Origin of the sequence: Lentimicrobium sp. L6, from assembly GCF_013166655.1 — a bacterium.
Lineage (GTDB): Bacteria > Bacteroidota > Bacteroidia > Bacteroidales > UBA12170 > UBA12170.
Genome location: NZ_JABKCA010000004.1, coordinates 51,406 through 67,750, shown reverse-complemented (window position 1 = coordinate 67,750; position 16,345 = coordinate 51,406). Strand labels below are relative to the sequence as shown.

At 34.9% G+C, this 16,345-nt stretch carries 11 protein-coding genes; 4 read left to right on the top strand and 7 right to left on the bottom strand.

Features of this window, described 5'->3' with window-relative positions:
• Positions 1-37: 37 nt before the first annotated feature.
• From plsY to tpiA, 4 genes are all read right to left on the bottom strand, one after another.
• Positions 38-670, bottom strand: a complete 633-nt coding sequence (plsY, locus tag HNS38_RS01995) for a glycerol-3-phosphate 1-O-acyltransferase PlsY (RefSeq protein ID WP_216663612.1) — start codon at positions 668-670, stop codon at positions 38-40.
• Complete coding sequence (locus HNS38_RS01990) at positions 670-5,169, bottom strand: hypothetical protein (protein ID WP_172278483.1); 4,500 nt, start codon at positions 5,167-5,169, stop codon at positions 670-672. The genes plsY and HNS38_RS01990 overlap by 1 nt, the downstream gene beginning before the upstream one ends.
• Positions 5,170-5,348: 179 nt before the next feature.
• A complete protein-coding gene (gene prmA, locus HNS38_RS01985) occupies positions 5,349-6,179 on the bottom strand; it encodes a 50S ribosomal protein L11 methyltransferase (protein ID WP_172278481.1) in 831 nt (276 codons plus the stop codon).
• Entirely contained in the window at positions 6,179-6,940 is a 762-nt protein-coding gene (gene tpiA, locus HNS38_RS01980) for a triose-phosphate isomerase (RefSeq protein WP_172278479.1), read from the bottom strand. The genes prmA and tpiA overlap by 1 nt, the downstream gene beginning before the upstream one ends.
• Positions 6,941-7,167: 227 nt before the next feature.
• Here tpiA and HNS38_RS01975 point away from each other — a divergent pair, with 227 nt between their 5' ends.
• Positions 7,168-7,470, top strand: a complete 303-nt coding sequence (locus HNS38_RS01975) for a hypothetical protein (RefSeq protein WP_172278477.1) — start codon at positions 7,168-7,170, stop codon at positions 7,468-7,470.
• Between the two features lie 76 nt (positions 7,471-7,546).
• Here HNS38_RS01975 and HNS38_RS01970 read toward each other — a convergent pair whose 3' ends face one another.
• Complete coding sequence (locus tag HNS38_RS01970) at positions 7,547-10,831, bottom strand: glycosyl hydrolase (RefSeq protein ID WP_172278475.1); 3,285 nt, start codon at positions 10,829-10,831, stop codon at positions 7,547-7,549.
• Between the two features lie 293 nt (positions 10,832-11,124).
• Between HNS38_RS01970 and HNS38_RS01965 the strand changes: the two genes are divergently transcribed.
• From HNS38_RS01965 to HNS38_RS01955, 3 genes are all read left to right on the top strand, one after another.
• Positions 11,125-12,075, top strand: a complete 951-nt coding sequence (locus tag HNS38_RS01965; RefSeq protein WP_172278473.1) for a hypothetical protein — start codon at positions 11,125-11,127, stop codon at positions 12,073-12,075.
• A gap of 76 nt (positions 12,076-12,151) precedes the next feature.
• Positions 12,152-12,598: a DUF2147 domain-containing protein gene (locus tag HNS38_RS01960; protein ID WP_172278471.1), complete on the top strand. Its 447-nt coding sequence runs from the start codon at positions 12,152-12,154 to the stop codon at positions 12,596-12,598.
• Between the two features lie 393 nt (positions 12,599-12,991).
• Complete coding sequence (locus tag HNS38_RS01955; RefSeq protein WP_172278469.1) at positions 12,992-14,308, top strand: DEAD/DEAH box helicase; 1,317 nt, start codon at positions 12,992-12,994, stop codon at positions 14,306-14,308.
• Positions 14,309-14,312: 4 nt separating this feature from the next.
• Here HNS38_RS01955 and HNS38_RS01950 read toward each other — a convergent pair whose 3' ends face one another.
• Complete coding sequence (locus HNS38_RS01950) at positions 14,313-15,320, bottom strand: pyruvate carboxyltransferase (protein ID WP_172278467.1); 1,008 nt, start codon at positions 15,318-15,320, stop codon at positions 14,313-14,315.
• 251 nt (positions 15,321-15,571) lie between these two features.
• Positions 15,572-16,228, bottom strand: a complete 657-nt coding sequence (locus HNS38_RS01945) for a 3-oxoacid CoA-transferase subunit B (RefSeq protein WP_172278465.1) — start codon at positions 16,226-16,228, stop codon at positions 15,572-15,574.
• Positions 16,229-16,345 lie beyond the last annotated feature (117 nt).

Below are 16,345 nucleotides of genomic sequence, written 5' to 3'. Positions count from 1 at the left end.
GGTAAATGTAATCATTCCTACAAAAATCACCATCCACTTAAGTTTTTTTAGCACCAAACTTATTTTCAGTGCCATTTAATAGTTTCTTCAAATTAACCCTATGTGTAAAAATAATGAATATAGATGCAAAAACACCCAATGCTATCAAAGGGAAACTTTGTTGATCAGAGATAAAAATTAAGACCAATGGAAAAACAACAGCAGCTAGCATGGATCCCAAGGATACATATCTAGTAATAGCAATCACAAGTACAAAAGTGAAGAGGCTAAATAGAAAAGCTAAGGGAAATAATCCTAATGCCATTCCTGCCAGAGTAGCAACTCCTTTCCCCCCTTTAAATCCAATATAAATTGGAAATACGTGACCTAAAACAGCAGCCAAACCAAAGCCAATTTGAATATAAACTAAATCAAATGTAAGGTTGTGCCATACTAATAGATTTACAACAGCCCATACTGGAAACCATGCTTTGGCCATATCGAATAAGAGAACAGGAATACCTGCATAATATCCTAAAACCCGAATGGTATTGGTGGCTCCTGCATTTCCACTTCCATGCTCCCTAACATCAGTTTTATAAAACCACTTTCCCACCCATACGGAAGTAGGAATACTTCCTAATAAATAGGAGATTATAAGTCCTAATAACAGCTGAATCCAATCATTCATTATATATAGGGTTTAATACGATTAATGAAATCATCTTTTTTCTTGGTATCTCCAATATTATATCTGTAATTTGATTTCTTCCCATTTTCACTATCCTCCTTCAGCTTGTTTTTATCACCTTTTCCATTTACATCTTCCAATATTATTTCATTAAATTTGGCTACTGATGAAAACACTTTTAACAATTGTCCTTGATAATTAAAATGGAACCATTCCCCACCCACTTCAAAATAGATATTGATTTCATCTTGGGTTCTCATTTTTCTATATTCCACATAACCTTCAACTTCAGCATTAACTCTATCTTTAAGGAATCCTCCAATGGCAATTTTTCCTTTAGCAATATAGCTTTGTGCTCCTGTATACCACCTCATATTCATTTCATTAATAAAAATGGTATGCTGCAAGGCTTCGGGAATTCTCTTTTGCTTACCCATTGCAATATCGGATATGTATTTATCGGCAGCATTAATACCCATAAATCCACCTGCTACCTTTGAATAGAAATCTGCTCCCATGTCATAAAAATCAGCATCTGCAGTTTTAAATACATTTACAATTTCCGCCAAAGCCTTCTCTGAAAAATGGAAATCGAAAGCTGTAGCTACGGTAAATTCAGCATCCTTATCTTTCTCATCTACCATACCCCAAGATTTCATATGAAAATCAGAAGTTCTAACATCAAAACTTAAATCACCTTCAGCATGAGTTTTACAAGTATTGGCGTTATAACTAAAATAATTATCTGGACGACTAAATTGCTGCAGTTTTTCCTCTGTCGAAATTCTATATTCTGATGTCCTTTGATCATAAAGAATATAACCCGTGGCCGACATAAGGATAGAATCATAATATTCTTGTTTATTCTCTAGAAATATAGAATAAACCTCTCTATTATCTCTATTATTTGCAATTCCAATATATTTTCTAGTATTTGAAATATCAGGTACTCTGGGTTGCTTAGGAATAGGAATCATTACATTTACTGGGTCAATAATCGATTTAAAGCCAATCCAATGTTCACCAGTTATGCAAGCTGTTTTTAGTTTAAATCCGCCATCAAACTCCAAAGGTTCTCTACTTGCCAATAGATGCACATCGCCATAAAACTCAAATGCTGGACTTAATGTAAAGCCTTGTTCTTTTAGAATGGTTCCTGCAGCAACTGTTTGAAAGGTCGTATCTACGGATATCTGACTAAAGAAGACATTCTGTTTCATGTCATACTTATCTAAATACACATAAGAGCCTGAAGCTAAATAATCGTTTTTACCATTAATCTTTACTTTCGCTTCGTTTATTTCATGGTATTTTGTCGTATTGTTTGCAAGAATTTTCGCTCCTTCTAATGGTACCATATTAGCTTCCTTAAGAATAGTTACAGATAAATCGACTGGATAAATTATAGCATCTGCAACTAATATTTTCAATACCCCATCTGCTGTAATAACTTTGGTTCTAGAGTTAAAACTAGCTTTTGCTGAGGTAAAAGTGAGAGAATCTTGTTTTGGATGCACTGAGTAGAATTCAGAACCAGTAATTTCAATATCAGCCAAATCCCTAATTGATTTCCCAACAAACTCTTCGGGCATAGTGGCATCTTTTTTCGAATAAGTTGTTTCATCTTTATCCATACACCAAGTGGCCTCATCCATATAGCATATATATTGATTATCTGGAAATTTCACCAAGGAATTACCATCATTTGAAGTAAATAAGACTTTCCTTTCTGTATAATCGCCATCAGCACTAAAGTTAGAAAGTTCCCATCCATCATCTTTAAAGTCTACTGTGTCTGCATGATAGGTTAGATTTTGAAAATCGTATTTATTGGAAGTCATAAATGCGACTTTGTAATGCAGCTTCCCTCCACCATTAAGGCCTGTTGGTTTTAAACTGAGCATTCCTTCGATACTAGTTTCCTCATCATACATACTAATGAATTCAGCTTTAGAATACACTTGCATTTCATCTTGATATGGCATCCAGTGTTGATAAACATTCTTACCTGAAGCACGAGGAAATTCAATAGATTCTTTTACTGGAGATAGATTAAAACTCTCCGCATGAACATTCATGGAATCCAGATAGAAAATATAATCACTTGCCATTGTCTTTGAAGTAAGGTAATCTAAGTTTCCATCCCCACGTAAACCACGATTACTCAGACTTACTGTATTAAAGAAAGTTCCTTTATCTCCATAAGCAGGCAAACCACTTTCAGGAGTCCCTTTTTCAAATCCTAGAGAATAATCATCCATTACTTGCAAAGGTTCTGCAATATCAGGGAAGATTCCACCGGAGTATAAATATCCATCGAATTTAATATCTTCAGTTTTAATATTATCAAGTGATTCTAGCACAAAAGGGCTAATTCTAAAATAAAATCTATCTCGAGTATAAACTCCTTTTTCAATAAAATATTGATCATAATAAGCGTAGGAATCTTTTTTACTGTTGAAAACCGGATATTCCTTATAGGGTTTTAATCCAGATTTATTAGAGGGGTGATCAATGAGCAAATCTCCAGATAAATCTATCAGCGCTGTTTGCACTTGCTTCCGTTCCCGACCACCAGTGGGTAAAGGTTTTCCTTCTACCCAAAACCAAAGAGAGTCGATCTGAGGCATATCCAACTTAAAACTATTATAATCGAAGGTACAGCCCCAAGATTTGAAGCTAAATCGTCCTGCAGTAATTTTTCCATTAAACCGGAAATTTCTATTTTTACTCACAACTATATATTCATCTTCAGCAATTCCAGTATTTCCAGGTTCAATAACCAAGTTCTGGGAATCTGAAAGAATAATTCTTTGTACCCCATTAATCTTCAAATCAAAACTATCTAATTGAAGTTCTGCATTAGTTAGTTTTGTATTAGCTGAACGAAATGAAATAACATCATAATCTACTTTCCCAGTTCTGGCATTTAAATAAAATGGGGTTCTATCTTTTACGATAACCATGTCATTGTCCACATCATAAATAACGAAACCTTCGTGTGCAAGAGATAAAAGTTGAAGTTTAACTTGTTCATAGGGCATTCTTAAGAAATTGGCATAATCTAAAATATGAATCTTATTGGTACCAGTTTCCTTTATGTATTTATTTAATAGGCTTAGAGGGTGTTGAGCATCCATACCCATCAACTCTTCAAAATGCTGCAGAGAATATCTATTATTAGAAGTGAAAAAAGCGGGACGTTTATTCATTCCTTTAATCATATCAAAATCCATGATATCCTCATCCAGTTTCCAATAAGCTGCTTCCACAAACATATCCAATTGATGAAAGGTATTAAAGAATGGATCTGCCCTTACGCCTCGTTCATCTCTAATTAGGGATAATTCACGAGTTTTATCAGAATAATTCATTCTTAATCCACTATGATAAATACTATCCTGCCGATAATGGATAGTCACACTAGAGTTTTGTGATCGTATTTTGTCGATACTAATTGAGAAACTATTGGAACTCAGAGAAACAAATTTCTTTCCATTTCTTTTAAATGTAAGAATCACAGGGTCTTGTGCATCTCCAATACCAATTAATCGTGCACCTTCAACTTTAAATCCACCTGAGAAATCAATATCTTGAAATATCTCTGGTATTTTCCATTGTTTAGTATAGGATGTAAAAGCTGGGAAAAGTGCTTTTTCTCCTCGACTACTAGCCAATACTTGTTCTTCCAGTTCACCTAAAAGAGGGACGTCAAAATAACGATAATTAAAAAACTCGACCGAATCAGCCTCAAATTTAGACATCTTCATTTCTATTTGGTAATGCTTCAAATTGGCATAAATTTCATTCTTATCTAAATCTGCTCTCTGCCAATCAATTCTTCCACCTTCTCCATCCCAATGATTTTCAAATACATGATACACTCCAGAAGTTCCATAAACATTAGAACTGTCTTTTTTGGTATAACAGACTAAATCAGTATTAGAAAAAACATAACGTACCGTAGAATCTACTTTCAAATCCCAATCATCTCCTACTTTCCATTTTATAATTCTATTGGAGAAGATATAATTATCTTCAAACAAAGCCAAAGAATTAACCAAATAGGTAGTAAAATCCCTATTTTTCTTCTTCTTTAAAACCAAGTCTGCACTAGACATCCATTTCTTTACTTTTGTATCAGGTAATTGATTATCGATTAGAGCGATTAATGTGATATAGTAATCTCTAAAAAATGGAACAGCTCTCATTTTATTCTCTAACATCAAGTTTGATGTGATATAAATCTTTTCTTTTATATCATTAGAGAAATAGCCCATTTCCCATTTTTCTTCCAAATCTTTCATCAAAACTTTTACGCCTTTTTTGTCTTTATCTTGGATAGACTTAGAAGAAAAAAGCTCATCTAATGCTGAAAAATATTCTTCACTAGAATAAGGCATTGTTTTGGCATTTTTTTGGGCATATCCAAAAGAACTAATCAATATCAACACAAAGGCAATATAAAATCTACTAAAATATCTAATATCCATAGTCATAGGTACATTATTGGGAATTAAACAAAGATAATACAATCAGGCATTATACAGCTGCTATTTTGTTCACAAAAAAAGATATGAAATAATGAATATTGTTAATAAAAGAAACAGCCATCCACAAAAAAACCATCAGTGATTATATATCATCTGACGGTTTTAAATATCTAATTGTTACTTTATTACCTAATAAAAACGGCAGCAACCCAATTGTTTTTCGAAATATGTCTGACATATTCTAAGCCCAAACTATTGGCCTTTTTTGTGATGTCTTCCAAATCATTCTCATAGAATCCACTAAAGAAAATCTTTCCTCCTTTTTCAAGAACAGCAGCATAGGCATGCATATCGTTGAGGAGGATGTTTTTATTAATATTTGCAATTATCAATTGGTAGTTTTGATTTTTTAAAATAGTGGCATCGCCTTGTTCCACAATAATATTCGGAAAGTTATTCTTCCTTACATTATCGTAGGCATTGCGATAAGCCCACTCGTCATTATCAATGGCATGAACGGTTTCTGCATTTTTCATGGCTGCTAAAATGGCCAATACTGCAGTACCACATCCCATATCCAAAACGGATTTACCTTCCACATCTTCATCCATCAATAATTGAATCATTTGATGAGTGGTTTCGTGGTGGGCAGTTCCAAATGACATCTGAGGCAATATCTCTATTTCAAATTCCACATTGGGCATAGAAGGGTGAAATGGCGCTCGGATATAACATCTGTTATCGATGAGTACAGGTTCATACTCACTTTCCCATTTTGCATTCCAATTTTGGTCTTCAATTTTTTGAACTTGATAAGAAACCTTAAATTCGGGATTATTCATACTAAATAACTCGTCTACTAATTTCTCGTCAAACTGATTTTCTTGGATATAAGCCTTTAGATTAGCCTCCTCCTCCACGAAACTTTCAAAACCTATTTCACTCAATTCTGCCACCAAAATCTCGGCAGCAGGAACCATAGGCTCAATGCTAAAATTCACTTCGATATATGCCATTAATTAAAGCTCTTAACAATAGTGATAAAATCTTCTGCTTTCAAAGAAGCACCGCCTATTAAGCCACCATCCACATCTTTTTGTGAGAATAGTTCTTTGGCATTTTTAGCATTACAAGAACCACCATAAAGGATAGTTGTTTCTTCAGCTAACTCAGCACCCCATTTCTCAGTTAGAATACTCCTGATAAAAGCATGCATTTCTTGAGCTTGTTCAGTAGTGGCGGTTACCCCTGTACCAATGGCCCAAACTGGCTCATAGGCAAGAATTACATTCTCCATTTCTTCAGCATTCAAATGGAATAAGCTATCAGCGATTTGAGCTTTTACAATATCAAAATGCTTTTCGGTTTCTCTTTCTTCTAATAATTCACCAAAACAGAAGATTGGAAATATTTCATTCTCTAAAAGTTGATCTACTTTAAGAGCTAAATCTTGGTGTGTTTCATTGAAATACTTTCTTCTTTCTGAATGGCCTACAAGACAACAGCTAACATCTAATGATTTTAGCATAGAAGCTGAAATTTCACCAGTATAGGCTCCTTTATCTTGAGTAGAACAGTTTTGTGCACCCACTGAAAAACCATTTTCTAATCCAACATCTGTTGACATTTCAAGGTATAATGCTGGAGGACAAATGATAACTTCCTCATTTTCTAGTTCTAAATCTTTAATTCCTTCAGCTAATTGAAATAATAATTCATCAGCTTCTTCGAAATTATTATTCATTTTCCAGTTTCCTGCGACAATTCTTTTTCTCATTGTTTTTGATTTTAAATATGTTGGGCAAAAATAGGGCATTATTTTAAATATACATAGAAAATTACGAGGTGACGATGGTTATGTGGTGACGATGGTTACGATACAACGATGGTTGCATTGGTTGCGTAAATATGTGAATGTGAAAACACATAACTAGGTATATGCGCAACTACGTGCATATCATTGCAATAAAATATTTCCTATTTCGTTTGAACTAAAACATTTCTATGAAAATTTTAAATAAAATTGCGCCTTATTTTTTTATTTTTTTGCTTGTATCATTATCAATTATTTTATTAATATGGATCGATAAAGACACTGATTATTTTCATCAAATATTCGGTTGGAGACTTGCTCAAGGTTATTTGTTTTATGGTCTTCCAATGATGATTGCTATTTCCTATCTTTATAAAAGAATTAGAAAACATTTAAATGTAACCGCTAGTATATTAACTTCAGTTATTGGTGGAGTGCCTATTACTATGGTATCACTAGTTTTCTTTTATTTAATTATTGGAGCTATTTTTTAGAGTTAAAATACGAAACCCCATAAATATAAAAAGCCCAGATTCTCATCTAGGCTTTCTCATTTATAATCTTATTCTATTATTTTCTAAAAGTAGGGATTCGACCAGGTGTCCATGGTGCTCCAGCTTTTTCTAACTCTTGCTCTACCATTTTCATATCGGCATCCATCTTTTCTAAAGTCTTTAATATTTGAGGAACCTCCTCCACAACAATAGCATAATTATTAACCATAGTTTGAGTTGGTTCAGAAGTAGAACTCCACATTCCCCAAACTATATTTTGAATTCTATTGCTTAAAGGAACAGCAGCTGGTGGAATTTCTTCCCAACTAGCTTTTGCTTCCACTCCGTCTATCAAGAAGAAAAGATCATCTAATTGTTCGGCAATCGCTTTAGTTTTTAAACTTAATTCAAATGGCATACCAGGCGTATTATGGATAGTTTGACGAACAGAAGCGATTCTCTTTTCCATCTCTTCCATATACTGTCCAGCACCATTCATGGTCTTAATTACTTCAGTAATTTGACGTTGAAATGCCACTAAAGTGCCACGGTCAGCAGCAGGTAAAGTAGTATTATTAAGAGTTTTGGCAGTGAATTCAACAGGCCCAGCAAGCGCTTTCTTTTCCCCATCAAAAACCATATCAATACTCACGCTATATTTACCAGGAAGTACTGGATATCCCCAACTATTCTTATTATCTGTAGGATTAAACTCCTCAGTTTCTATGTGATTAAAACCGGCATACTGAAGACTCCAATTCATACGATTTACACCTTTCGAAGGCTTCTTAAATATTTCCTTAACCACAGAACCAGCTGCATCTTTAATAGTAAAAACGAGGTATGGGTCAAGTTGTCTTTCTTCGGCTCTTAATTCTTCAACACTTGGTTGGGGAATTTTCTCCCCAGCTTCAAACTGTTCTTTTTCTTTTTTCTTTCTCTCACTCTTAATAGTTTTTGGAATTTCCTTTATATAATAAGTAAACACAGCTCCAAACTTAGGGTTCTTACCTAAATATGGCATAGAACCTTGACCATATCGATTTCCAGTTTGTACAAACATTAAAGCATCAGAAATTGGGAACAAGAAAGCTTCCTGATCAAATAAATCTGTGCTTAATTCTCTAAGTGGAGTAAAATCATCTAAAATGTAAAATCCTCGACCAAATGTTGCAATAGCAAGGTCGTTTTCTCTTTCTTGAATAGCAATATCTCTCACAGCAACGTCAGGCATTCCCGCACTTAATTTCTTCCATTCTTGTCCTCCATCAATGGAGAAATAGAAAGCAAATTCAGTTCCTACAAAAAGGAGGTCTTTTTTTACAAAATCTTGCTCCAAAGTATGAACAGAACCATTTTCAGGAAGGTTAGCAGCTATAGAAGTCCATGTACGACCTTTATCTGTTGACTTTAGAACATAAGGTTTAAAATCATCAGCCTTGGTATTATTAAAAGTAGCGAAAACCACATTCTCATCAAATTTAGAAGGCATAATATCACTAACATAAGTATATTCTGGAACGCCAGGGAAGCTACTAACTTTGAACCAGTTGTCACCATCATCCTCTGTTATTTGAATCAAACCATCATCTGTACCAACATAAAGTAAACCTTTTTTTACTTTAGATTCAGCCATCGCAACAATAGTTCCCCATTGTGAAGTAGACATATCTTTTACCACAGCATCTGATGGCCAATATTTATCCATCATTTTAAACTGATTTCTATCTTCGTTGCGGGTTAAGTCTTCACTTATTGTTTTCCAACTGTGACCTCTATCGGTACTTTTAAATACCTTATTGGCAGCTATATACAAAGTCTGACCTTGATGAGGACTAATCAACATAGGCGCATCCCAATTCCAACGATGTGTTAATTCATCTTTGTTAGGTTGAGGCTTGATTGAAATACTTTCTCCTGATTTTTTATCGTAGCGAGAAACATTACCATATTGGTATTCTGAGTAAACGATATTTGGATCATCTGGATCGATTGCTTGCCAGAAACCATCACCTCCAAGAGTTGTTTTCCATTCCCCTTGAGTTACTCCTCCTCTTGTTGTATTCATATTAGGTCCACCAAAACTGTTATTGTCTTGTGTTCCACCATATACCCAATAGAAAGGCTCTGTATTATCTACAGCTACTCTATAAAATTGTGTTACGGGAAGATTAGATTTGAAAATATAATTATTACCTCCATCATAAGATTCATAAACACCACCATCAGTACCAATCATGAAGTGCTTGGTATCTGTAGGGTCAATCCAAAGAGCGTGATCATCAACATGTCTTCCATTATTACCAATCGAATTCCATGTTTTACCACCATTACGGCTTACTTTACTAATGGTTTCTACAGAATATACTGTATTCACATCGATTGGATCACAATAAATCTCATTATAATATTGTCCACTGGCAGAATGATCACCCATTTTCTCAAAACTCGCTCCTCTATTTACCGAACGAAAGAAACCACCTGTTTCCCCTTGTGCTTCTATAATTAAATAGACTACATTCCTATCCACAGAAGAAATGGCAATTCCCATACCTCCCACATGACCACCAGGTAAACCATTGGTAACTTTTTTCCAAGTTTTCCCAGCATCTTTTGAAATGTGAAGACCTGATTCTGGCCCTCCTCCAATTTTTCCGAATCCACTTCTTCTTCTTTGTTCAGCAGTGGCATAAATTAGATCAGGATCAATGGGGTCTAAAACCACATTATTGATACCTGTGTTTTCGCTGATTTCTAAAACCAATTCCCAGTTGGCTCCACCATCGATAGATTTATACAATCCTCTTTCGCCTCCAGGTCCCCAAGCAGATCCTTCAGCAGCCACATAAACCACATCACTATCTCTAGGATCAATGGCTATCATACCAATCTGACGACTTTCTTTTAGTCCCATATTGGTCCAACTAGCTCCACCATCTTCTGATTTATAAACACCATTTCCGTAACCCAAAGCTCTTTGGTGATTATTCTCACCCGTTCCAGCCCAAATCACATGATGATTATTGGGATCCATTTTCAAACAACCAATAGAATAAGCTCCATTATTATCAAATATTGGCTCCCAAGTGGTACCGTTATTATAGGTTTTCCAAATATGACCAGAGGCAACTGCCACATAATATTCACTTGGATTATCTGGGTTAACTGCAAAGTCAGCAATTCTTCCTGAAGTAAAAGCAGGCCCAATTCCTCTCCAAGTTAAACCAATATTGGCCTTTTCAAGAGCAGTGGTTTCTTTCTCTGCTGTTTCTTTTTTCTTTTTGGCCCATGCGGGTCCTGAGAACAAAAGTCCACATACAAGGACTCCCGTCATCACATAAGTCGTAAAACGATTGATCATGATTTTATGTTTTATTTATAATACAAGGATGGGCTTACAAAAATCCTATTAGATGCTTCAAATTTAGTTAAAAATATAGAATACACCATAAACTAATCAAATATGCGTTATATATTTGCCAATGGTGTTTTATTATTCTCTGCAAGAAAACTCCGATAACTGCGTTATACTTTTTACGAAAACAGTCATTGACAAAAGTCAACTCCTTGATTTTCATAAAAACCAAGCCTTGTTCTCGAAGCTCTTTTGCGAGAGATACAGAGAAATGCATAATATACTTGCAGATACTGATTATGGTAACAAAAAGAAATAACATCTTCGGTTTTCATACCCTATTGCTACTTTTTAGCTTTGGAAGTATGGTGGATGGAATGGCTCAAATTGATACCATAAAACAAATATCAACTGAAATCCTTTCATCAAATGAAGCGGATAAGAAGCTTATTTTAAACAGTGAGCTCAAAATAAAATTAGATTCCTTACTCCGATCAGAACCAAAAAAACTTCAAGAAATTGACTCCACTGGATTATTATATTCTTTGGTAAGCAGCGATAAAAAGCTCCAAATCATTACTTGGGCCATATCTTTTGATGGCAATTGGGAGCATTATGGATTTGTTAAAAGCTATAATCAAAACAAAAAAGAGTATGCTGTATTTGAGCTCATTCCAAGTGATTTTCATCAAAGTATCAACTCCAAAGAATCTTTTAATAATGACAATTGGCCTGCAGCCCTCTATTTGAAAATGGTTGAAAACAGCTATAATGATAAAGATTATTATACTTTGTTAGGTTGGCTGCCTTCTCAAGACCAAACTGCTTTTAAATTGATTGAAGTGATTACATTAAGTAAAAGTGGGAAGCCTAGTTTTGGCAAGCTCAATTTTTTTATGATTGAAAAAGAATATCATAAGAGGATGCTATTTAGTTATAATTTCCAAAGTAAATTTCAATTGGACTATGGAGAATATAGTTTCTCGACCCGAAAGTGGAACAAGAAGAAAAAGAAGTACGAGACCAGTACTTTTAGCGAGGATTTAATAGTGTTTGATCATCTCATTCCAATGTATCCAGATTTAGCAAATTTACCAGAGTTTATGGTACCTATGGGTAATGCGGTAGATGCTTTTTATTTTGAAAAAGGGAAATGGAGAATGAAAGCAGATATAGATGCTAGGAATATGGAAGTGAAAAAAGTGGAGAGAAAAAAACCTTCTCTTGACTTATTTGAATCCAATGAATAAATACTATATTTGCTCCTAATGAATTGAATATCTTTTCACAAACAGAATTAGAAAAACCTAAAACAAAAAATAATTTATGAAAAACAGTAAGCTGAAAATTGCATTATTATTTATGCTGAGTTTCTTTTTCCTACCTTTAATAGCACAAACCGATTCGGATAGAATTATTGGGAAATGGTTTAATGAAGAAAAAGATGGGAAAGTAGAAATCTATAAACAAGGAGACAAATACTTTGGCAAATTGGTCTGGTTAAAAACTCCAAATAATGAAGATGGAACTCCAAAACTAGATGTTGAAAATCCTGATGATGAAATGAAGAAAAGAGAGCTACAAGGAATCGTTCTTTTAAAAGATTTCGTTTTTGATGATGATGAGTGGGAAGATGGAGAAATCTATGATCCTAAAAGTGGCAAAACCTACAGCTGCTATATGGAATTCGAAGACAATGGTTCATTAATGATCAAGGGATATATTGGTGTTAAATGGGTAGGAAAAACTACCTATTGGACCAAAGCTGAATAGATACTTTTTTATGATAATATAGAACAACTCATATTTTTTTGTGGGTTGTTTTTTTATGCCTATTTTTTCGATTAGAAGATTCAACACTAATAATTCTCTAATCAATAGCGTCCTAATAATTACAATAGACTCCTCGCTACGCATCGGAGTGACAAGAGTTTTGGTAAGGAAACTGGAAGAATAGGTTTTATTTTGCTATAGAAAAATAAAATCCATTCTTCCATGGTGTCATATTCTATACATTGTCTTTCTGAACGAAATGCAATGAAGTGAAGAATCTTTTAATAATATGAAACTTATTTTGGACAATATTGTTCTCTAATTATAATTTTAACCTTTCCTAGGCTCAAAATCGCATTTTTTTTAACAGATACGATCATCTACCTTTGCCCAATGAATTTATCAAAACACAACAAGATTGAAATCATAAAAAACTTAGGTTTTTCTGAACTCAACGAAATGCAAAATGCTACTATTGATGCAGCGACACAACATCCTCACCTTTTATTATTAGCACCAACAGGTAGCGGAAAAACGGTGGCCTATCTCTTGAGTATCCTGTCTAGAATTCAGAAGAAACCAGGTGTTCAAGCTTTAATCCTAGTTCCTACACGCGAATTGGTTTTGCAGGTAGAAAGTGTTTTGAAACAAATGAAAACCGGATGGAAAATAAATGTGGCTTATGGTGGCCATCCTTTTTCAGTGGAGCGTCAAAATTTCACTCATCCTCCTGAAATTTTAATAGGAACACCCGGACGAGTGCAAGATCACATGCAAAGAGAGACATTCGATGTATCAACTATTGAGCAAGTGGTTTTTGATGAATTTGATAAATCATTGGAATTGGGCTTTTCTAAACAAATGGAGTTTATTAGAGCAGAGCTCAAACACGTAAAAAGACAATTATTGGTTTCTGCTACTCAACGGATTGAAATACCCGGATATTTGCAATTAAAAGATTTACATACCTTAGATTTTAGTCAGGAAGAGAAAATAGATTTAGAATTAAAGCAATTATTAGTCTCTAAAGAAGAAAAGCCAGAAGGACTGATTAAGATCATCAATAATCTAGAAGATGGTGAAAACGCTCTGGTTTTTGTAAATCATAGAGATGCTTGCGATCGAATTGCAGAGTATTTTAATATCTTCAAGATTTCTTACTCTATCTTTCACGGTGGGTTGGAACAAGATCAACGAGAATTGGAGCTCACCAAGTTCCGAAATGGAAGTTCTCGTGTACTCATTGCCACTGATATAGCTTCTCGTGGTATCGACATACCTGAATTGGATTATGTGATTCATTATCAAATCCCTCCTCAAGAAACAGTATTTACCCATCGTAATGGCAGAACAGCCAGAATGAAAGCTACAGGAACTGCGGTCATCATCAGGAGTCAATTAGATAAACTACCGTCCTATTTACAAGAAGAACCTGAAAATATAAAGCTGAAAGAAGGCAGAGAATTAAGCCAAAGCGAATGGGTGACGCTATATGTTGGAAAAGGCAAAAAAGACAAAGTAAATAAAATAGATATTGTTGGTTTCTTTCTGCAATTTCATTTTATGGCAAAAGATGATATTGGTCTCATTGAAATGAAAGACTATGCTGCTTATATAGCAGTTAAAAGAGATAAATACCAAGATTTACTTAAAGTGTCAAAAGATAAAAAGATGAAAAACAAAAAGCCTAAAATTGCTTTGGCTCGATAACAAACTACCTCCCAGTCAAATCCTTAGGTATGCGGCCACTTTTGATAGCTTCAGAGCGTAATCTACGACCCACTATCCGCTCATTCATATTTCCTATGTCTAGAATTTTATCAATATCCAAATTGGTTTCAATACCCATTTCATCCATCATAACCACCATATCTTCGGTACTGACTAAACCCACCAAATTTGAGTCTTTATAATAATAGGCTCCTGTTCCTGACACAGGAACTCCACTTACAAAATTAGCGGGCTGTCCGCCAATTCCACCCATAGTAGATTCGTAATTGGTCATCCCAGCTTGCAAGGCAGCTAGCACATTGGCCAAGCCCCATCCTCTAGTGGTATGAAAATGTACAATATGCTTATCTGGATTTCCAAAATGCTCAAGTAATGAAGAATAATAGCGATAAACCCTATCTGGTGAAGCACTACCGTCATGGTCTGCATGTTCCACATCATCGGCTCCAATATCTATCCAACGCTGTGCAAATTCTATGGCTTTATTCATATCAGTAGGACCTTCAATCGGACAGCCCCAAATGGTGCTCACGGTTCCATTTACTTTGATACCCACATCATGAGCTTTCTTTATATATTCCTCAGCCATTTTCCAATATTCCTTTAAAGAAAGACCACTATTCTTTTTGTGATGACTCTCACTGGTGGATACCATAAAGAGGATTCTATCGGGTCCCCAGCCTTCTAATTTTGCTTGTATGGCTCTTTCAGCTGCTCTTTCTCTAATAGTAACAGCAGTTAAACTTACCTCCTCTAAAAGATGCTTTACTTTCTTTGATTGATGAATACCTTTGAATAAATCATCGCAGTCTTTAAACTGAGGCATTCCTTTTGGATTACCAAAGTTAGATACCTCAATATGTTTAAAACCTGCTAAAACTAATTGTTCTAACATCCATATTTTGGCTTCGGTTGGGATAAAATTTTCTTCGTGTTGGTAACCGTCTCTGACAGTAATATCGCCAATAGTCACTCTCTTTGGATAATTCATAATTCAGGTATTTAGATTTTGAAAACATTGTCCAATAACTTCGTTATGTTCACATTTTAATTTTGTCACTTACCGTAGTAAGCTCTCAAATTAAAATGACTCACATGCCTCGTTCTTGAACACTTTTTTCAAAAGATTATTTTTTAATAATTCTATTATTTACGAAATGTTTATTAAGGATATTTGCTCTTTGCTCTTTGCTCTTTGCTCTTTGCCCTTTGCTCTTTGCTCTTTGCCCTTTGCCCTTTGCCCTAAATCTTCATCTCTGGAATATCACCTTCAATAATTAAAGGGGCACCGGTCTTCTCCACAATTTCTTCAACAGAAACTCCAGGAGCTCTTTCTATTAATTTGAAGCCTTGGTCTGTTACTTCGATGACGGCTAAATCCGAAACAATTTTCTTTACGCAGTTTACTCCTGTTAAAGGAAGACTACAAGCTGTTTTCAGCTTTGGATTCCCATTTCTATCGGTATGAGTGGTGGCTACGATAATATTCTTTGCTGCCGCCACTAAATCCATGGCTCCTCCCATCCCTTTTACCATTTTTCCGGGAATTTTCCAGGAACTGATGTCTCCTTTATCAGTAACTTCAAAAGCACCAAGGACAGTTAAATCAATATGACCTCCTCTAATCATGGCAAAGCTCATCGAAGAATCAAAGAAAGAAGAACCTGCCAATGTAGTCACCGTTTGCTTACCCGCATTTATCAGGTCGGCATCTGCTTTTCCCTTTTCAGGAAAGGGGCCAATTCCTAATAATCCATTCTCCGACTGAAGCACTACTTCTATTCCATCTGGGACATAATTTGCAACTAATGTTGGTATTCCAATCCCTAGGTTTACATAATACCCATCTTGTAATTCTTGGGCTATTCTTTTTGCTATTCCGTTTTTATCTAGACTCATTGTTTTTATTTTTATCTGCCACAAAGGCTCCAAGACTCTAAGGTACACAAAGTTTAATTCTATATACGCTCGCTTTAAAACCAAAGTATAATTAATGAGCTCTTCGTGTACCTTTGT